The sequence below is a fragment of the Adhaeribacter rhizoryzae genome (assembly GCF_008629685.1).
GTDB classification, from domain to species: Bacteria; Bacteroidota; Bacteroidia; order Cytophagales; family Hymenobacteraceae; genus Adhaeribacter; species Adhaeribacter rhizoryzae.
Genome location: NZ_VWSF01000016.1, coordinates 19,993 through 39,335 on the forward strand (window position 1 = coordinate 19,993; position 19,343 = coordinate 39,335).

At 44.9% G+C, this 19,343-nt stretch carries 12 protein-coding genes; 7 read left to right on the forward strand and 5 right to left on the reverse strand.

Features of this window, described 5'->3' with window-relative positions; translation table 11 throughout:
- Positions 1–209: 209 nt before the first annotated feature.
- Together F0145_RS17995 and F0145_RS18000 are read right to left on the reverse strand one after the other, a co-directional pair.
- A complete protein-coding gene (locus F0145_RS17995) occupies positions 210–980 on the reverse strand; it encodes a DUF2310 family Zn-ribbon-containing protein (RefSeq protein WP_150090499.1) in 771 nt (256 codons plus the stop codon).
- Between the two features lie 14 nt (positions 981–994).
- The gene (locus tag F0145_RS18000) at positions 995–1,933 is read right to left on the reverse strand and encodes a cation diffusion facilitator family transporter (RefSeq protein WP_223816142.1); all 939 of its coding nucleotides are present in this window, start codon (positions 1,931–1,933) and stop codon (positions 995–997) included.
- Positions 1,934–2,357: 424 nt separating this feature from the next.
- On the opposite strand from F0145_RS18000, the gene F0145_RS18005 reads away from it, so the two are divergent.
- Positions 2,358–3,077 (forward strand): DUF4397 domain-containing protein, encoded by a 720-nt coding sequence (locus F0145_RS18005; protein WP_150090501.1) that lies wholly within the window; start codon positions 2,358–2,360, stop codon positions 3,075–3,077.
- A gap of 116 nt (positions 3,078–3,193) precedes the next feature.
- Here the strand turns inward: F0145_RS18005 and F0145_RS18010 are convergent, their stop codons facing one another.
- The 3 genes from F0145_RS18010 to F0145_RS18020 form a co-directional block, all read right to left on the reverse strand.
- Positions 3,194–5,245 carry a M13 family metallopeptidase gene (locus F0145_RS18010; RefSeq protein ID WP_150090503.1) on the reverse strand — a complete coding sequence of 684 codons (2,052 nt, stop codon included), beginning with the start codon at positions 5,243–5,245 and terminating at the stop codon, positions 3,194–3,196.
- 523 nt (positions 5,246–5,768) lie between these two features.
- On the reverse strand, positions 5,769–7,121 hold the full coding sequence (locus tag F0145_RS18015; RefSeq protein WP_150090505.1) for a sensor histidine kinase: 1,353 nt from the start codon (positions 7,119–7,121) through the stop codon (positions 5,769–5,771).
- Positions 7,111–8,487 (reverse strand): sigma-54-dependent transcriptional regulator, encoded by a 1,377-nt coding sequence (locus tag F0145_RS18020; protein ID WP_150090507.1) that lies wholly within the window; start codon positions 8,485–8,487, stop codon positions 7,111–7,113. The genes F0145_RS18015 and F0145_RS18020 overlap by 11 nt, the downstream gene beginning before the upstream one ends.
- A gap of 435 nt (positions 8,488–8,922) precedes the next feature.
- Here F0145_RS18020 and F0145_RS18025 point away from each other — a divergent pair, with 435 nt between their 5' ends.
- The 6 genes from F0145_RS18025 (at position 8,923) to F0145_RS18050 (ending at position 19,338) form a co-directional block, all read left to right on the forward strand.
- Positions 8,923–10,185, forward strand: a complete 1,263-nt coding sequence (locus tag F0145_RS18025) for an efflux RND transporter periplasmic adaptor subunit (protein ID WP_150090509.1) — start codon at positions 8,923–8,925, stop codon at positions 10,183–10,185.
- Between the two features lie 40 nt (positions 10,186–10,225).
- Positions 10,226–10,645, forward strand: coding sequence for a nuclear transport factor 2 family protein (locus F0145_RS18030; RefSeq protein WP_150090511.1), 420 nt, complete (start codon positions 10,226–10,228; stop codon positions 10,643–10,645).
- 72 nt (positions 10,646–10,717) lie between these two features.
- Positions 10,718–11,407, forward strand: a complete 690-nt coding sequence (locus F0145_RS18035) for an ABC transporter ATP-binding protein (RefSeq protein WP_146902888.1) — start codon at positions 10,718–10,720, stop codon at positions 11,405–11,407.
- A gap of 211 nt (positions 11,408–11,618) precedes the next feature.
- Complete coding sequence (locus F0145_RS18040) at positions 11,619–14,036, forward strand: ABC transporter permease (protein WP_150090513.1); 2,418 nt, start codon at positions 11,619–11,621, stop codon at positions 14,034–14,036.
- Between the two features lie 35 nt (positions 14,037–14,071).
- The gene (locus tag F0145_RS18045; RefSeq protein ID WP_150090515.1) at positions 14,072–16,507 is read left to right on the forward strand and encodes an ABC transporter permease; all 2,436 of its coding nucleotides are present in this window, start codon (positions 14,072–14,074) and stop codon (positions 16,505–16,507) included.
- A gap of 407 nt (positions 16,508–16,914) precedes the next feature.
- On the forward strand, positions 16,915–19,338 hold the full coding sequence (locus F0145_RS18050; RefSeq protein ID WP_150090517.1) for an ABC transporter permease: 2,424 nt from the start codon (positions 16,915–16,917) through the stop codon (positions 19,336–19,338).
- Positions 19,339–19,343 lie beyond the last annotated feature (5 nt).

Sequence of the window (19,343 nt, forward strand, 5' to 3'; positions counted from 1 at the left end):
TAGATTGAAAATAAACCTCCTTTTTACCCACTGGGCGCAAGGCTTAAGCAAGCCTCGTTATGCGTAGAGTTAGCGAAGCGCTCTACGCATTTTTAGGAAAGCCAATCTCCCGATTGGCGTTGTTAAAATAATTAGAACTACAACCAAAATATCACTTCCCAATCTTTTACGAGAGGAATCCTTTATGCCAAAAAAAACGATTTTTAAGTCTAATATCGGGAAGATAATTGGGAAACTAATCTGCAATCATCGCATTTAAAGGCAACTAAATTATTGTTGGTGCTATCCGGAATAAACCAATCTTTACCGCAACCGGGGCATTTCCGGCTTTTGTCCTTTGTCTTGCCCCAGGCCCGATCGTTAAACAGAAAATAGTAGGTAGGAATATTCGTAACCTTTTCTATTTGCCGGCAACAGGATACGCCTTTTTGGTTCAGTTCACTTTTGTAATTCTGTAACTGGTTTAGCGTCCACCGGTCCTGACCATAACCAATATGCCACAAAGTTTTAATACTTCGGTAATTATATTCCCAATAATTTATTTCCTGGTGGCTTTTACCTTCATAAGTAAAGGGGATTTTGTACAACGGAATTTGGTTATAAGTATCGCCGCAAATAAGCGGTGACCAATTGCCATCTAAGGGTTCAGTTAAAATGTAATGCGTAGATTTTTTTGGAATAAATGTTTTTCCTAATTCCGGGTCTAGACCAACCAGTTCAAAAGTTAAATTCAGTTCTAATTCGGTCGGGAAATTGTTTTTGGCATTAATTGCATAGTAACTAGCGTTTTTGTCTTTGTAAGAATCTTTCTCCGGACAATATAAATTTAGCATCACACCGTTTTCGGTGGCCTCATACTGTAATTCATTATTAATTATTTGGGTGTTTTTATAAAGTAATCTTAAATAATAACCAACATAATGAAAGATGTCGGGCAGGGATGCACTTGGGGAAGTAATTTTTAATTTAATGATGTACATAGTTGGCTAGTCGCTTAATTATTTGTAACCGTTGGGCTGGTAGGATTAATAAATATTTGTTTCACCGGCGGAATTTGCTGTTGAATATTTTGCTGGATGCGCGCGATGGTTTCGGTAATTTCGCGGCTGGTTACCTCATCCCGGAAGGTTATGGGAATAGCCAAAATAATATCTTCCGGCCCCATGTACATCGAGAGCGGCAACCCAACTTTGGCAACCCCCGGGTTGTTGCTGGCCAGTTGCATGGCTTCTTGCAATATTTCTGGTTCGGCGGTTTCGCCCATGAGCAAACTCCGGCTTTCTATCAGCAATAAGGTTGCTATAGCGGCCAGTATAACGCCAATCAGCATCGAAGCAATGCCATCGAAATAAGGGTTTTGGTAATAATGGCCCAGGAATACGCCCAGAAAAGCTACGGTAAGACCAAGCAGGTCGGCGGCATCTTCGAATAACACTACAAAGGTAGATGGGTCTTTGCTTTTCCGGACGGCCGCCCAGAACGGCGTGCTGCCCCGCTGGCGGGTAAATTCGCGCTGGGCGGTAAAAAACGAAAAGCCATCGAGTACAAACGCAATGCCCAGCACCAGGTAATTCCAATGCGGATCTTCAATAACAGATGGGTGCTGCAAATGCGTAACGCCTTCGTAAAAGGAAATACCCCCGCCTATGCCAAATATTAAGATAGAAACAATAAAAGCCCAGAAATATAATTCTTTGCTGTAGCCAAATGGGCGTTGGGCATCGGCGGGTTTTTTACTCCGGTGAATGCCATATAAGAGCAATATTTCGTTGGTAGTATCTACTAAGGAGTGAATACCTTCCGAAATCATGGCCGAACTACCCGTGGCGCCGGCAGCAATAAATTTGGTAATGGCAATGGCTAAGTTAGCCACCAAGGCACTGTATAAAGGAATTTTAGAGGCAGCCATAGCAGGGGTAAATAAATAGTACATTTCTACTGCTTTTTTTACCCGATGGTTGAGGCCCAAACTTACGGCTGTGGGTGCGGTACTCGTAAAAGCGCGTTAGAGAGGTTTAAAATATTGATTCACCGGCTAGCCGATAGGGAAATAAATAGATTCTAATCAAAATATAATTACGCGTAAGCCGAGTTATGCTAACCCTAAAACTTGCCTCCTATTTAATATTTAAAACTACCGCAAGCCGGTAAAAGCTTGTAGTCAGTAAAAAAAGGGGCATTTTAAATTCCTGTAAACTAACCTGATAAGGTAAATCTGTTGTTTACGGGCAAAGCGCTTGCAACCTATATTAAATAAGGTGGGTCATTTTGGTGTTCGTCCCCGATAAAACAGAACCCGCGCAATCTGTTTTAAGGGTAAGGGCAAAATTAATGTATCACCAATTTAATTATTTTCAATGAAAAGTATTTTCAGTAATCTATTCTTAAAAAGAGCCAGTCTTGTTTTAGTAAGTGTATTTTCTTTGTCGTTAACTTCTTGTTTAGATAAGAACGACGATTCCCCTGAACCAATGCCGGTAGCCTATGTAACCTTATACCACGGCTCGCCAGATGCCCCCGATGTTGATATTTTAGTAGATAACCAACGCTTAAATTCGCAGCCTTTTAAGTATAATAATTATTCTAATTATTTAAATTTCCTGACCGGCAAACGGAAGTTTAAGTTTACGCCGGTAAATGCCGCCAACGCTTACATCGATACTACTTTAACGTTTAAAGAAGACAAGCTTTATTCAATATTTACGGTAAACCGGCTGCAGAACATAGAAATATTAGTTGTAAACGACACCATTATAACACCTGCCAGCGGTAAAGCCGGCTTGCGCCTTATTCATTTATCGCCGGATGCGCCGGCTGTAGATGTGGTAACTACCGGCACCACGGGCACCTCAGTTGCTGCCGATTTAGCTTTTAAAGAACATACATTGTTTAAAGATTTAACCAGTGGTAGCCAAACCATACAAGTTAAAAGAGCCGGTACCAACGAGGTTTTATTAACCCTTTCGGACGTGTCCTTAACCGCCGGTAAATCTTATTCGTTGCTCTTAAGAGGATTTTTAACGCCTCCTGCAGGTAATACCAATATTTTAAGCGGTCAGCTCGTTACCAACTATTAAGCAATCCTGGTATTACTAATGCCGGAATATTCTTAGATTTTTCTTTTACTTAAAAAAACAAAAGCCTGTTTAACTACATAAACAGGCTTTTGTTTTAATTACTAAATCCGGGCTACTTACCAGATTTTAACGCGTTTCTCCGGGGCTAAATACAAAGAATCAGTTGGTTGTACCTTAAAGGCGGTATAAAATTCCGGTACGTTCCGGACCACACCGTTTACCCGGAACTTGGCCGGCGAATGCGGATCGGTGTTTACCTGGTTGCGGAGAGATTCCGGGCGAGCTTTGTTCAGCCAGGCTTGTCCCCAGCCAATAAATACCCGTTGCTCACCGGTAAAGCCATCCAGTACTGGTGCTTCTTTGCCGTTTAAGCTTAATTTATAGGCTTTTAAGGCAATGCTTAAACCACCCAAATCGCCAATATTTTCGCCTAAGGTAAATGTGCCGTTTACATTTAAATCCGGAAATACCTTAAATGCATTGTACTGGTTTACCAAAGAGCCGGTCCGCTTTTTAAATTCCTGCTGGTCTTTTTCGGTCCACCAGTTGCGCATTACGCCGTTGCCATCAAAGGTGCTGCCCTGGTCGTCGAAGCCATGGCCAATTTCGTGACCGATAACGCCCCCAATAGCACCGTAATTAACGGCATCTTCGGCGTTCAGGTCAAAGAAAGGCGGTTGCAGAATAGCGGCCGGAAACACAATTTCGTTTAACGGCGGGTTGTAATACGCATTAATGGTTTGGGGTGTCATGTACCACTCGCCGCGGTCAACGGGCTTGCCCAGCTTATTAATGTTGCGGTTGTACTCAAATTCGGTGGCCCGCATCATGTTGCCAAATAAATCGCCTTTTACAATTTTCAGGTCTGAGTAATCGCGCCATTTATCGGGGTAGCCAATTTTGGGCGTAAATTTATTTAATTTATCCAGGGCTTGCTTTTTGGTGTCTTCGCTCATCCAATCCAGCTCTTTAATGCTAGATTCGTAAGCTTTCAATAAATTTTTCACCAAGGCATCCATCCGTTCTTTGGCTGCGGGCGGAAAATGTTTTTTCACGTACACTTTGCCCACCATTTCGCCTAAACTGCCGTTTATTACATCTACAGCCCGGCGCCATTGCGGCCGTTGTTCCTGGGTACCATTCAGGGTTTTGTTGTAAAAATTAAAGTTCTCCTGATCCAACGGTGTGTTTAAAACGGTAGCTGCGCCATGCACCACGCTCCACTGCAGGTAAGTTTTCCAGGTATCGAGGGGGGTAGCTTTAATAATATTGTTTAAATCTTTGGTATAAGCTACCTGCGCCACTACAATACTATCTTGCTTAATGCCAGCTTGCTGCAATAAATACGGTAAATCAAAATCGGGCATTAAGGTGTTCAGGCTTTTTACCGCGTACTTGTTATAAAGGGCCACCATGTTGCGGGTATCTTCTTTTTTCATGTGCTTGGTAGCCAGTTGCGTTTCCAGGGCCATTATTTGGGCCGCTTTGGCTTTGGCATCGGCAATGCCCGCCAGCGTTAACATTTTCTCGATGTGCGCTACGTATTTCGCCCGGATGTCTTTCGATTTAGCATCGGTTAGCAAATAATATTCCCGCTCGGGTAAGCCCAGGCCGCCTTGCCAGGTTAAGAGCATGTATTGCTTCGGATTTTTAAAATCTTCGGTAACCTGCACATTCATGGGCACCAGGTTGCTGTACTTATTCGCGTAAGCAAAATACCCGGCTAAATCTTTGTAATTATTGATGGCCGCAATTTTTTGGAACTCAGGCGCCAAAGGTTTAATGCCTAATTCGTCGCGCTTTTTGGTATCCAGATACGATTCGTATAAATCACCAATCTTTTGTTCTTCGGTTCCCTCGTCAAAATCGCCTTTGGCCGATGCTTCAATAATGGCTTTTACATCTTCCTGGGCTTTGTCGTTGAGAATATGAAATACGCCGTACGTTGATTTATCGGCCGGAATAGCGGTTTTTTTGACCCAGTTGCCGTTTACATAAGCCGTAAAATTATTGCCGGGGGCAACGGTAGTATCCATATTCTCGCGGATAATGCCGGAGTGCAATTCTCTGGCTTGCTCCGTTGTGCCCGATTTGTTGCAACTAACGGTTAAGAAAGAACCTGCTGCCAGCAAAGCAAGCCCTGAAAATTTAAGGGGGTGTTTTAACATCTTTTAAGTTTGGTTTAAAAAGAAGATTTTAAGGCAAAGTTGGTGGTTTGTTACGCAAATACCAAAGCGCCTAATTAAAACGCTTTATTCTAAATTATTTGTATGCATGGTTGCAACATAGTAATACGGGATAATAAATCATTTCCATTATCCTTTGAAGTTAATATGGGAGCAAAAAATAAAGGCTAATTGCTAGTGCGCCAATCAGGAGATTGGCTTTCCGAGGAATGCGTAGAGCGCTGCGCTAACTCTACGCATAACAAAGTTACTCTGTGTCTACTAAAACTTGTTTTAAATCTTCTTCGGAAAATTATTGAAATTTAATTAGCCAAATAGAAGTGAAAGGCACGGAAGTAACTTCCGCGCCATAGTTGCCATAACTGGAAATGTCTCGTCCTAAAAAAAGTTTACAGTTTAAAGTTTTAGCCACGTTATCCGTAGAGTTAGCGCAGCGCTCTACGCATTTTTAGGAAAGCCAATCTCCCGATTGGCGTAATACTATAACCCGATTGGCGTAACATAATTAAAACTGCAACCGGAACACCGTACCTTCGTCTTCCACCGATTCTACCTGAATATTGCCTTTGTGCAGGTGCATAATTTGTTTGGCTAAACTCAGGCCAATACCCGAGCCGTCTTTGTGGGTGGTAAAAAACGGAATAAAAATACTGTCGAGGAGTTCGGGCGGAATGCCGGTCCCATTATCGATAACATCGATAGCAACGCGTTCGTTTTCGCCCAGGCGGCCTACCAATTGTATTACCGGATTTTCGCGGTGGCGTACGGCTTTAGCGGCATTCAGCAACAGGTTTATGAGTACCTGCTCCATTAATTGCGAATCGGCCTGAAATATTAAATCGGGCGGCGTAACGGTAGTAACTAATTTTACATTCTTTTCTTCGAGCTGGTGTTTTAATAGGGCGCTGATGCTGTTGAAAAGTTCGGCTACAAAAACTGTAGTTAAATTAGGGTTGGTTATTTTACTGAAATTGCGGTAAATCTGGGCAAATTTTAACAAGCCTTCGCTGCGGTGCTGAATAATGCCAATGCCTTCGTCTACATCGTCGAGCAGGTCGGTGTTGTACATCGGCGGTTCCGTTACTTTTTCTTTTTCCAGGCGCACGTGGCGGCGCAGGGTATCGGCCAGCGAGGCAATAGGAGCCACCGAGTTCATAATTTCGTGCGTCATTACGCGCAGCAGCTTTTGCCAGGCTTCGGTTTCGGTTTCGTCGAGGGCGTGGCTTACGTTTTTAAACGCAATTAAGGTAAGTTGGCGACCGTGCAGCATAAACAACGTGGCCGACAACAGCAACTGCATCGTTCTTTTACCAACGGTTAATTTTACCAGCGTGGTGTTGCCGGGTTTTAGTTTTGTAATGGCTTCGTATAATACTTCGTTGCGTTTACCCAGCGCATGAATATTTTTCAGGAAAGGTACTTCAATAGTTTGCTTAAAAGATTCGTTCAGCCATTCTACGTTTCCCTCCGCATCAAAAGAAATAATGCCGGTATCTATCAGTTCCAGAATGGTTTGCAAATATTGGTACTGGGCTTCTTTTTCGGAGCTGAGTTGCTTAAACGTATTGTTAATCTGGTTAAAAGCGTGGTGCAGCTGCTTTAAAGAAGGGTTGGTGTGGTTTTCGTTAAACTGCTGCGAAAAATCGCGGTACTTAACGGCCAGAATAAATTTTGCCAGCTCGTTGTTGCTGCGCGTAACGTAGCCGGCCAGTTCAATTACCAGCAAAACCATCAGGAAAGCCGCAAATATTACCTGCACGTACGAGGGGTTCAGTAAATAATAAACGGCCACGTACATGAGTACAAAAAGCAGAATAAGCCGGATAAATATTCCGATTTCAAGGCGTTTAAATGTCATGTTTTTCGAGGCGGCGATAAAGGGCAGTGCGGGTAATACCTAATTCTTTGGCGGCTTTGGTTATGTTGCCGTTGTTGCGCTCAATTACGCGTAAAATAGTGGTTTTTTCTACTTCGTTTAGTTGCAGCGGGCCATCTGCCATTACGGGTACGCCCGTAACCGGTACCGGCTGTTCCATAGCTGAGAAGCTAAAATCCTGCGGCTTCAGCACATTCCCTTCGGCTAATATTACGGCCCGCTCCACGGCGTGCTGCAATTCCCGAATATTGCCGGGCCAGGTGTGCTGCTTTAATTTTTTAAAGGTGGCTGGGTCGAAATCGGGCGTAGGTTTGTGGTTGCGTTCGGCGTAAATTCCGGCAAAATGTTTAGCCAGCATCAGCACATCGTCGCCGCGCTCGCGCAAGGGCGGCAAGGTAATTTCTACGGTGTTGATGCGGTAAATTAAATCTTTGCGGAACTGGTTTTTGGCGGCCAGTTCGTAAATAGGTACGTTGGTAGCCGATACTAACCTGATATCAATTGGTATGGGTGCGTTGCTGCCCAGCGGTATCACCTGTCGGTTTTGCAAAGCCGTTAATAATTTGGCTTGTTGCGGCAGCGAAATATTGCCAATCTCGTCTAAAAACAAAGTGCCACCCGAAGCGGCTTCAAAACGGCCCATGCGGTCTTCTTTAGCATCGGTAAAAGAGCCTTTTTTGTGCCCGAATAATTCGCTTTCAAATATTCCTTCGCTCATGGCCGCCAGATCGGCGGTAATAAATGGTTTGGTCGAGCGGAAAGATTTCTGATGCAGCGCACGGGCCACTAATTCTTTACCGGTGCCGTTTTCGCCGAGGATTAAAATATTGGCTTCGGTAGGCGCAATTTTATCTATTTTATGAAACACATCCTGCATCGCCTCCGACTCGCCGAGCATATCGAAGCCGGGTAGCGTACCAGCCGTTTTAGGCGCACCGGCATGGCTTTTACCTTTACCAGCCTTTTTCTGCAACGCTGTTTCCAGCGCTTCCAGGAGTTTATCGTTGTGCCAAGGCTTTACAATAAAATCGGTGGCGCCTTCTTTTAAAGACCGCACAGCCGTGCCAATATCGCCGTAAGCGGTAATCATAATAACCGTAGCTTCCTTGTCTCTTTCCAGAATTCGGTTAAGCCAGTAAAAGCCTTCGTTGCCGGTGTTTAGGGCACTTTTATAATTCATATCCAGGAAAATAACATCGAAGTTTTGTTTACTCAACAGCGACATTAAATTTTCCGGATTTTTTTCGGTTACTACTTCTTTAACCTCGGTTTTGAGCAGCATTTTTACCGCAAAAAGCACATCGCTTTCGTCGTCTACTACCAACACGCGCGCATTTTTGGAAATCATGGGTTAGTTTTATCAGGAATGGAAGAATTAGAACAATATACAACAATTTGGACGAAATGTAATAATATGCCGGAGCAATGGCAATTATTGATGTTGGCAAAGAGAAATTATTTTGATTGACTTCCTTAATCTTAAATATCAAGGTAATAAAATTAACTTCCGGTAAATTAAAATATCAAATTTGGGCAGGTGTTTTTTCCTGGAGCTTTCATGATTATTTATCTTCAAATCAACAGTAATATTTATTAATTTATCTCCTTATTTCCGGTGTTTCAGAAGCGGACACGCAGTTGTATCAAAACCGGACAATATTAGAGTAGAAAATAAAAAATAAGGCCTTAACGGATTGAAAAACAAAGCTTTGCTGTTTTGGCATTGTTCTTACTATATACTCGTCGGGGGCTTACTTGAACCCGCAATTTAAAACCCATTACCATGGATACTATTATTAAAAAGAAGAAATGGACCACCAAAAAGATTCTGCCCATTACAGGGGTAGCCCTGTTGGTGGTGCTGATTCTGGCCAGCTTCTTTTCTACTACCGGAAAGCCTAAATTAAATGTTGATAACCAACGCATTACCATTAGCGAAGTAAGCAAAGGCAATTTTCAGGAATTTATTCCGATTGACGGGGTAGTATTGCCCATTAAAACCATTTACCTGGATGCCACCGAAGGCGGACAAGTACAAAATATTCTGGTAGAGGACGGTGCTACGCTTACCGAAGGCCAGCCCATTATTCAACTAACCAACACCGATTTGCAACTGGAAATGGTAAACCGCGAAACGGCTGTTTTTGACCTGATTAACAACCTGCAACATACCCGCAACCTGATGCAGCAAAACCGCATTGCCCAATTAAACCAATTAGCTGATGTGGATTACAAATTAGCCGAGGCCAAGCGGGTGTACGACATGAACAAAAAGCTGTACGAAGATAAAGTAATACCCCGGCAGGAATATCTGGAAAGCCAGAACAATTACAATTACCAGGTGCGCAAGCGCCAGTTAACCAAGCAAACCTTGCGGCAAGATTCTGTATCGATGCAGCACCAGATTGGGCAGATGCAGGAATCGGTAACCCGCATGAAAAGCAACCTGGACCTGATGCGCAAGAAAATGGATGACCTAACCATAAAAGCCCCGGTTGCCGGCCAGATTACCTCATTAAACGCCGAAATTGGTGAGTCGAAAACCCGCGGCCAGCGCATCGGTCAGATAGATGTACTGAACGGCTTTAAAGTACGCGCCAATATTGATGAACATTACATCTCCCGCATTTTTACCGGTCAGAAAGGCGAGTTTGCCTTTAATGGCAAAACCTACGAACTCAGCGTGAAGAAAATATTCACCCAGGTTACCAACGGCCAGTTTCAGGTAGACATGGAGTTTACCAAAGAGGTACCCCAAGGCATCCGGCGCGGCCAAACCCTGCAGGTACGTTTAGCCCTAAGCGACCAGACGCAAGCGGTATTGGTAGCCAAAGGCGGCTTTTACCAGAAAACCGGTGGCAACTGGATATTTAAAGTAGATGAAAACGGCAAAAAAGCTTACCGCACAGACATCCGCCTGGGCCGCCAGAACCCGGAATATTACGAAGTACTCGAAGGCTTGAACCCCGGTGACAAAGTTGTAACCAGCAGCTACGAAAGCTACGAAGATATGGGCGAGTTGGTAATTAATGATTCGAAGGAATAATACTTAGGTTAGTTGTAAGAAGCTTAAATAATTACTAAAAATGACTAAGATTGGCTTAACCTTACTTTTTTTTAGCCTGAGTTTTACGTTGCAAGCCCAAACAATCCACGACGAACAAGCGGTACGGAAAGCCATTTTGGATTACGTGGAAAGCTTTTACCAGGCCGATACCACCAAAGTATACGCCAGTGTACATCCCGAATTAGCCAAACGCGGCTACTACAAAAGAGAAGGTGTTTACCGCGAATCGAAGATGTCGTTTGCCCAGATGGTTAAACTATCGCAACGATGGAATAAAACAACCAAAGTAACTTCAGAAGCACCGAAAGAAATTAATATATTCGAAATAAAAGACAAAATAGCGGTTGCCAAACTAAGAGCACTCTGGGGAACCGATTATTTTCATCTGGCAAAACTGGATGGTAAATGGCAGATTGTGAACGTAATCTGGCAGGATTAAAGCATAGAAAAAGCTAATAAAGCAAAAAATAATAGATAAAAATATTAAGGAATCGCAAACAACTACACCGTCATGATCAAAATAGAAAACTTGGAAAAGGTTTACCGGACCGAAGAAGTGGAGACCAAAGCGCTGAACAAAGTATCCATTGAGGTAAACGAAGGCGAATTTGTAGCCATTATGGGTCCATCGGGTTGTGGTAAATCCACACTACTGAATATTTTGGGTTTACTGGATGAACCGGATGGCGGCAGCTTTAAATTTATTGGTACCGAAATCAGTAAGTTTAATGAGCGCAACCGGGCCGATCTGCGGAAGAAAAATATTGGCTTCGTGTTCCAGAGCTTTAACCTGATTGACGAATTGACAGTGTTTGAAAATGTGGAACTGCCTTTAATTTACCTGGGCGTAAGCGCCGCCGAGCGCAAGGAAAAGGTAGAGAAAGTGCTCGAAAAAATGCAGATCATGCACCGCCGCAACCATTTTCCGCAGCAGTTATCGGGTGGTCAGCAGCAGCGGGTAGCGGTGGCCCGGGCGGTAATCAACAACCCCAAATTAATTCTAGCCGATGAGCCTACCGGTAACCTCGACTCGACTAACGGTAACGAGGTAATGGAATTATTAACCGAACTGAACGAGGCCGGCACTACCGTAATTATGGTAACGCACTCCGAGCACGATGCCCGCTACGCCCACCGCATCATCCGGCTACTCGACGGCGAAGTAGTAATGGAAAATGTGCGCGAGCAGTTTACCGTTTAAAGGTCAGAAAATTTGTAAATTATTGAATGTCCCCCTTTGGAGGGGGTAGGGGGAGGATAACTACAAGATAATAATTGATAAACTCCTTCCATTTGCAAAAGCCCTATAAATATCTGCCAGGTATAAAAGCCTGATAATAATATTGATGTATGTAATTAAATAATACAGGAGGCCCGTTTGGAGCTTCCCCAGCTCTTTATTGCCTGCTGTTATGTTCCGAAACTACTTCAAAATTGCCCTTCGTAATTTCGTTAAGCACAAAACTTACTCGGTAATTAATTTAGCCGGCTTGGGTATCGCGATTACCTGTTGCTTATTGCTGGGTTTGTTTCTGCAGCAGGAGTGGCGTTTCGACCGGTTTCATAGCAAAGCCGACCGGCTTTACCGGCCCTGGGTGCGCGAAATACACCAGAACGAGCCTATTGTGAATACCATTACGCCTTACCCCTTAGGCCCGGCTATGGTTGCTGCTTTACCCGAAGTAGAAGCCATGACCCGCATCGTAACGCTGGATGTAAATACTCAAAGAAATGGCGATATTTTTAACGAGCGCGTGCATTTAGTAGAACCGGATTTTTTCCGGATGTTCGATTTTCCTTTACTAAACCAACCACCAGGTAATCCGCTCACGCAACTGAAAGATGCGGTGCTGACCGAAGAAATTGCCCAAAAATATTTCGGTAACCAAAACCCCATTGGCCAAACTTTCCGGATGCAGCTCGATAGTGCAATGGAAACCTACACGGTGCGGGCTGTGGCCAAAAATGTACCTGCTAATTCCAGCATCCGCTTTGGCATTTTGCTTTCCTTCGAAAATATTAAGCCGCTCCGCTCCCAGAAACAAATGAACCATTGGCAACAGGTAGAAGCCGAAACTTACGTGCTGCTAAAATCTGGCGTGGAGGTAAAACAGGTAGCAGCCAAGTTGCCCGCTATGGTAAAAACGGCCACTAACAATAAATTTAAGCCCGGCGAGTACGTCGTAAACCTACAGCCCATCACCGCCATTCACCTCGATAACACTTTGCCGCAAGGCATTGAGCCGGTCAGCAACCCGGCTTATTCTTATATTCTGGCTACCATTGCCTTGTTTATTCTGGTTATTGCCTGCATTAATTTCATGACCCTGGCCATTGGCCGTTCGGCCGGTCGGGCCCGCGAAGTAGGCGTACGCAAAGTCATGGGCGCCATCCGCCAGCAATTAGTTTACCAGTTCTGGGGCGAAGCCCTGCTCATGACATTGGCCGCCGTGGTAGTAGGCGTGTTGCTTACCGTATTATTGCTACCCGCCTTTAACGAGCTTGCTGACCGCCAGTTAATATTTAAGCTAGATAGTACAACGCTGTTGAGTTTATTCGTACTCGTAGCCGTAGTGGGATTGGTAGCAGGCAGTTACCCGGCATTGGTGTTATCCCGTTTCCAGCCGGTAGAAGTGCTAAAAGGCAAGTTAACGCTGAAAGGCGACCAGAATTGGTTCCGGCGCACCTTGGTAGTGGTACAATTTGGTTTATCGGTGTTCCTGATGGTGGGTACGTTGGTAATGAACCGGCAGTTAAACTACCTGCAAGCCATGCCGCTCGGTTTTAAAACCGACCGCACCGTGGTTATTCCGGTAAATAAAGGCGGCGAAGAAGGCCTGGCCATTGTAGAACGGTACCGCAACGCCTTAAGCAGCCATAAAGAAATTGCGAATATTACGGCTTCGGCGTTTGCTTTTGGCACCGGCGCCTGGGCCGATGTTGGATTCAACGATAAAAACAAGGTATTCCGCTCGTTCCAGATGAATATGATCGACCCGGAATTTATTCCGGTTTATAATATTAAACTCGTAGCTGGCCGCAATTTCGACCAGAATAATACCGCCGATAAATACACTGCCTTTATTATAAACGAAGCCTTTGTAAAAGCCTTTGGTTTGCCGGACCCACTGAATCAGAAATTACCCGGAGATTTCCCGGCGCACCAAATTATTGGGGTAGTCGAGGATTTTCATTATGCCTCGCTGCACTCAAAAGTAGAACCCCTGCTACTGGTGCAGCGGCCCGATTCGCTCTTTGCCGGTATTAACGATTTAATGTTCCAGTCGTCGCCGGACCCGGATATTTCGGTGCGTTTGCAGCCCGGCGCGGTAGCCGAACAAGTGGCCTTGTTAGAACAAACCTGGAAAAAAGTACTCCCGGACGAACCCTTTAGCTATACCTTCTTAGACGAGAATATCGCCAGCCAATACCAACAGGAAAAACGTTTGGGTACTATTGTAACCATTGCTTCGGGGCTTTCCATTTTTATTTCCTGCCTGGGTTTATTTGGTTTGGCTACACTGGCGGTAGCGCGCCGCACGAAAGAAATTGGCGTGCGCAAAGTACTGGGTGCTTCGGTGGGCGATATTATAAGCCTGCTTTCGAAAGATTTTATTGCCTTGGTAGTGGTAGCCAATATTTTGGCCTGGCCGCTGGCCTGGTACGGTCTGCACCAGTGGCTGCAGGATTTTGCTTACCGGGTAGATGTAGGCTGGTGGTTGTTCGGGTTGGCGGGCGCTGCAACGCTTTTAATTGCGCTGCTCACGGTCAGTTTTCACTCGGTACGGGCGGCATTGGTTAACCCGGTCAAGAGTTTACGAACGGAATAATATTGATTTTTAATCTTCTTAAAAAAACCACTTTTATGTTTAAAAATCATATTAAAACGGCCTGGCGACACATCTGGCGAAACAAAATATTCACCTTCATAAACGTGGTGGGGCTATCTGTTGGATTAACCAGTTTTCTGCTGATTGCGCTCTATATTTTCGATGAGGTTACCTTCGACCGGTTTCATCAGAATGCCAATAATATTTACCGGTTGGTAGAGCACCGCACTACGCCCGAAGGAAAGGAAACCAAAATAGCGGGTACCGGTTACCAGGTGTCGGCTGGTGCCCAGGCTAATTTACCCGAAGTAAAAAATGCCGTGCGGCTGGTGGCGTTGGGCCGCGCCAATGTAGCGCCATCTAATAGTACCAATATTTTTTACGAAGATTTCTGGATTAGCAGCCCCGGCTTTCTGCAAATATTCGATTTTAAATTGCTGCAAGGGAATGGCCAAACGGCTTTAAAGGCGCCCCATAGTGTAATTGTTACCGAAGAAATGGCCCGGAAAATGTTCGGCACCACCAACGCGCTGGGCAAAAGCATTAAAGTAGACCGGGAACCAACGCCTTTTCTCGTAACCGGGGTACTGAAGAATTTTCCGGTTAACTCCCAGTTTTCCTTTAACCTGCTTTTCTCCGAGGTTACTTACCAGGATGCTGGTTTTAACACCGACTGGGACTCCAATAATTTTTATACCTATTTGTTATTAGACGCTAAAGCAAATCCGCAGGTCGTTTCCGGTAAAATAAATCAGTTAGTAGCCGCTAACCGCAAACCCGATAACCAGGATAAACGCCAGCTTACCTTACAACCTCTAAAAGAAGTGCATTTTAATTCCGAAGGCATTGAAGGCACTTTGGGCAAAACGGGTAGCCTGACTTATATATACGTTTTCTCGTTGATAGCCGTGTTTGTGCTGCTGCTGGCCTGCATTAATTACACCAATTTAACCACGGCCCTGTTCTCGAAACGGGCAAAAGAAATTGGCGTACGCAAAATGATTGGGGCTTCGCGCAAAACCCTGGCGAACCAGTTTTTGGCCGAAGCTTTCCTAACTACTTTCATCTCGCTGGTCTTGGCCTTAACGCTCGTAAAACTGTTGTTGCCATATTTTAATGGCTTCACCGAAAAGCAACTTAGTCTGGGACCGGGAACTGATTACCGCATTTGGCTGGGCACGGCTATTATTATGCTTTTGGTGGGAGGTTTATCCGGTATTTACCCAGCCTTATTTCAGTCAAGGTTAAACCCGTTGGTGTTGTTTAAATCTAAAATTCCGGTTGGAAACGATAGTATTTCGCTTCGGCAGTTTCTGGTAGTAATGCAGTTCGCGGTTTCTATTGTGATGATAGTGGCCACGCTGGTGGTTTACCGCCAAATAAAATATGTAAGTACCAAAGACATGGGCTTCACCAAAAGCCAGTTGCTGGTGGTAGATATTAACAGCGGCAAGGTACGCCAGGGCGCCGAAACGATTAAAAATGAATTCGCTAAAATAGCGCAGGTAAAAGGCGTAACCGTTAGCTCGCGGGTGCCCGGCGAATGGAAAAATTTGCCCAAAGTAAAGGTTACCCAAAACAACACCGCCCCGGCTGCGGACCACGAAATGTTTTTCCTGGGGGTAGATGATAAATTTCTTCCGACTTACGAAATTGAACTACTAAAAGGCCGCAACTTTAGAGCCGGCAGCCTGGCCGATTCGTCGGCGGTATTGCTAAACCAAACGGCGGCACATGAACTCGGCATTACCGAACCTTCCGGGCAAATTATTCAGATTCCGGCTACCAATTTCGGGAGTAGCTTTGACCCGATGCCGGCCGATAAGCCTTACCGGGTGCGGGTAGTGGGTATTGTAAAAGATTTCAACTTCCAGTCTTTACGCGAACCGCTGGCTCCCATGGTACTGGCTTTCCATAAAAATCCGGTGCACAACATCGATTATTTTACTGCCCGGGTAAGCGCCGCTAACATGAGCGAAACCATTAAGCAAATGGAGGCGGTGCTGCACAACATAGACCAGGAACATTTATTTGAATATCATTTCCTGGATAGCCAGTGGGATTTGTTTTACCGCGAAGATAAAATCCGGGAAACCATTTTTCTGATGGGCGCCGCGCTGGCTATTTTTATTGGTTGTTTAGGTTTATTCGGGCTGGCCACTTTTGCCGCCGAGCAACGCACGAAGGAAATTGGCATTCGCAAAGTGTTAGGTGCCAGCATCCAAAGCGTGGTGATTATGCTCTCGAAAGATTTTTTGAAGCTGGTATTCATTGCTGCCATTATTGCTTTCCCGGTAGCGTGGTATGCCATGCACCAGTGGCTCCAGGATTTTGCTTACCGTATTAATTTAAGTTGGGGAATATTTGCGTTGGCCGGAGGAATAGGAGTTTTAATTGCTTTGTTTACAGTTAGTTTTCAGGCGATAAGAGCGGCGGTAGCTAATCCGGTTAAATCACTGCGGAGCGAGTAGGTAAATTATTTATGGTTTGTGAATAATGGGATTGTTGATAATAGGGAATAGTGGTCAACAAATCCTCCCCCTACCCCCTCCGAAGGGGGACTTTCTGGTAATGTGACTTTTGAGGAAAACGCCTTGAAGAAAGGTTTTTGAATTGATTATGAATGTTTTACCGAATTGCCTTTATGAAATGTATTTAAGGAAAATTTGCCCAGCCTGCGAAAGTGCCCCTTCGGAGGGGGTAGGGGGAGGACTGCACGCAACTAAGAAAAAGAAGCTCTTGGCATTATCACTATAAAGCATAAATTATAAGTAGTCTTTCATCTAAATAATAATCCAAAACAGATTCTAAATACATTAAATAATAATCATATTAATCATAAAAATCAGGTAAATCCTGGTTAAGACAATATACAGTCATGTTTAAAAATTACCTCAAAATAGCTTTCCGCAACTTGTGGCGCAACAAAACCTTCTCGGCCATTAATATTTTGGGGCTGGCGATTGGTTTGGCTACTTGCTTAATTATCTCTTTGTTCGTGGTGCATGAACTCAGTTACGACCAATACCACGAAAAAGCCGACCGCCTGGTGCGGGTTATTTTCCGGGCCTCGATTAACGGCGATAAAATAAAAGAAGCCGTGGTGATGCCGCCGGTAGCAAAAACTTTGCAAGCCGATTACCCGGAAGTGCAGGCTGCTACCCGCATCCGCCAGGGTGGTGAACCGATGGTAACTTACGGCGACAAAGCTTTTAAAGAAACTTCCCTGGCCCACGTAGATGCTAATTTTTTCGAGGTGTTTACGCTGCCTTTGCTGCAAGGCAATCCCAAAACAGCCTTAGTAGAGCCTTATACTGTGGTTATTTCGCGGGCTACTGCGCAAAAATATTTCGGTGCGAGTAATCCCATTGGCAAGGTGCTGAACTTTAAAACCTGGAAAAAAACGTACCGCGTTACCGGCGTTTTCGACAAAATACCGGCTAACACCCATTTTCACTTCGACCTGATTGCCTCGCTGGCTTCCGACCAGGAAGCAAAATCTTCGTCGTGGATGACTTCTAATTATTTCACTTACCTGGTGCTACCCAAAGGCTACGATTACAAAAAGCTGGAAGCCAAACTGCCGCAGGTAATTGAAAAATATATGGGCCCTCAAATATTGCAAGCCATGGGCATGAGCCTGGCCGAATTCCGGAAAAAAGGTAACCAGATTGGTTTGTTCCTGGAGCCGGTTACTTCTATTCATTTGCATTCTGAATCTACCAACGACATTGAACCCGTAGGCGATATCCGGTACGTGTACGTTTTCGGCGCTATCGCCCTTTTTATGCTTTTGATTGCCTGCATTAATTTTATGAATTTATCAACGGCCGGGGCTTCCAAGCGGGCTCGCGAGGTGGGCATCCGCAAAGTTTTGGGTTCGGTAAAGCTGCAGTTGGTGCGGCAGTTTTTATTGGAATCTATTCTGGTAACGGTTGTGGCTCTGGTGCTGGCTATTTTGCTGGTGCAACTGGCCTTACCCGTATTTAACCAACTGGCCGGTAAAAACTTGGAGTTTAATTTATTGGCGCATCCGGCTTTGTTGCCGGGCTTGCTGGTGTTCGGCTTGTTTATTGGCGTTTTAGCGGGTTCTTACCCGGCTTTCTTTTTGTCTAGCTTCCAGCCGGTAACCGTACTAAAAGGCAAAATTACTTCCGCTAAAAGCAGCCTGAATTTACGTAGTGGATTGGTGGTGTTTCAGTTTTTTATTTCCATTACGCTCATGATTAGCACCGTATTGGTGTACCAGCAACTGCGCTATATCTGGAACAAGGAGTTGGGCTACAACAAAGACCAGGTATTAATATTGCCGGAAACCTGGGTGTTGGGTGGCAACGAAAAAGCTTTCTTGAACCAGTTAGCGCAAGACTCCAGGGTAGTAAGTATGAGCGCTTCGGGTTATTTGCCAGTGGGACCAACCTACGGCAATAATAACATGATTTACACCGAAGACAACCCGAACCAGTTAGTTAAAACCCTGAAGTACGAAGTCGACCACCAATATATTGCTACGCTGGGTATGCAACTCATAGCCGGCCGTAATTTTTCTGAGGATTTAACCAGCGATTCGCTCAGCGTAATTCTGAACGAAACCGCCGTACGGACTTACGGCTGGGAAAAAGACCCGCTGGGCCGCCGCCTAACCGATTTTATAAACAACGATGGCGCGAAAAAGAATTACCGGGTAATTGGCGTGATAAAAGATTTCCATTTTAAATCGTTGCACGAGCGCATCTCGCCGCTGATGATGGTGCTGGGCCGGCACTCGGGTTCTATAATCGTGAAAGCCAAAACCTCCGACATGGCCGGCTTGCTCGCCGCCATGGAAACGAACTGGAAAAACTTAACCGCCGATTCGCCTTTTACTTACTCGTTCCTGGACGAACGTTTTCAGGCAACTTACGAAACTGAGAGAAAAACCGGAACCATTCTGGGTATTTTTGCCAGCCTCACCATTTTTATTGCTTGTTTGGGCTTGTTGGGTTTAGCCATTTTTATGGCCGAGCAGCGCACCAAAGAAATCGGTATTCGCAAAGTACTGGGTGCTTCGGTAACCAATATTCTAACACTGCTTTCGAAAGATTTTCTCAAACTGGTTTTAATAGCCAACCTCATTGCCTGGCCTTTGGCCTGGTGGGGCATGCGGCAGTGGCTCCAGGATTTCGAGTACCGCATCAATATAAGTCCGGGAATATTTGCTTTGGCTGGCGTGGCTGCTTTGCTGATTGCCTTGCTTACTATTAGTATTCAGGCAGTGCGGGCCGCTTTATCTAACCCGGTAAATTCGCTGCGGAACGAGTAACAAAC

Excerpts from the sequence above, each read along its gene's own strand:
- F0145_RS18020 (WP_150090507.1), bottom strand. The coding sequence starts at position 8,487 with ATGATTTCCAAAAATGCGCGCGTGTTGGTAGTAGACGACGAAAGCGAT.
- F0145_RS18035 (WP_146902888.1), top strand. The coding sequence starts at position 10,718 with ATGATCAAAATAGAAAACTTGGAAAAGGTTTACCGGACCGAAGAAGTG.
- F0145_RS18000 (WP_223816142.1), bottom strand. The coding sequence starts at position 1,933 with ATGTACTATTTATTTACCCCTGCTATGGCTGCCTCTAAAATTCCTTTA.
- F0145_RS18005 (WP_150090501.1), top strand. The coding sequence starts at position 2,358 with ATGAAAAGTATTTTCAGTAATCTATTCTTAAAAAGAGCCAGTCTTGTT.
- F0145_RS18010 (WP_150090503.1), bottom strand. The coding sequence starts at position 5,245 with ATGTTAAAACACCCCCTTAAATTTTCAGGGCTTGCTTTGCTGGCAGCA.
- F0145_RS18050 (WP_150090517.1), top strand. The coding sequence starts at position 16,915 with ATGTTTAAAAATTACCTCAAAATAGCTTTCCGCAACTTGTGGCGCAAC.
- F0145_RS17995 (WP_150090499.1), bottom strand. The coding sequence starts at position 980 with ATGTACATCATTAAATTAAAAATTACTTCCCCAAGTGCATCCCTGCCC.
- F0145_RS18015 (WP_150090505.1), bottom strand. The coding sequence starts at position 7,121 with ATGACATTTAAACGCCTTGAAATCGGAATATTTATCCGGCTTATTCTG.
- F0145_RS18030 (WP_150090511.1), top strand. The coding sequence starts at position 10,226 with ATGACTAAGATTGGCTTAACCTTACTTTTTTTTAGCCTGAGTTTTACG.
- F0145_RS18040 (WP_150090513.1), top strand. The coding sequence starts at position 11,619 with ATGTTCCGAAACTACTTCAAAATTGCCCTTCGTAATTTCGTTAAGCAC.
- F0145_RS18025 (WP_150090509.1), top strand. The coding sequence starts at position 8,923 with ATGGATACTATTATTAAAAAGAAGAAATGGACCACCAAAAAGATTCTG.
- F0145_RS18045 (WP_150090515.1), top strand. The coding sequence starts at position 14,072 with ATGTTTAAAAATCATATTAAAACGGCCTGGCGACACATCTGGCGAAAC.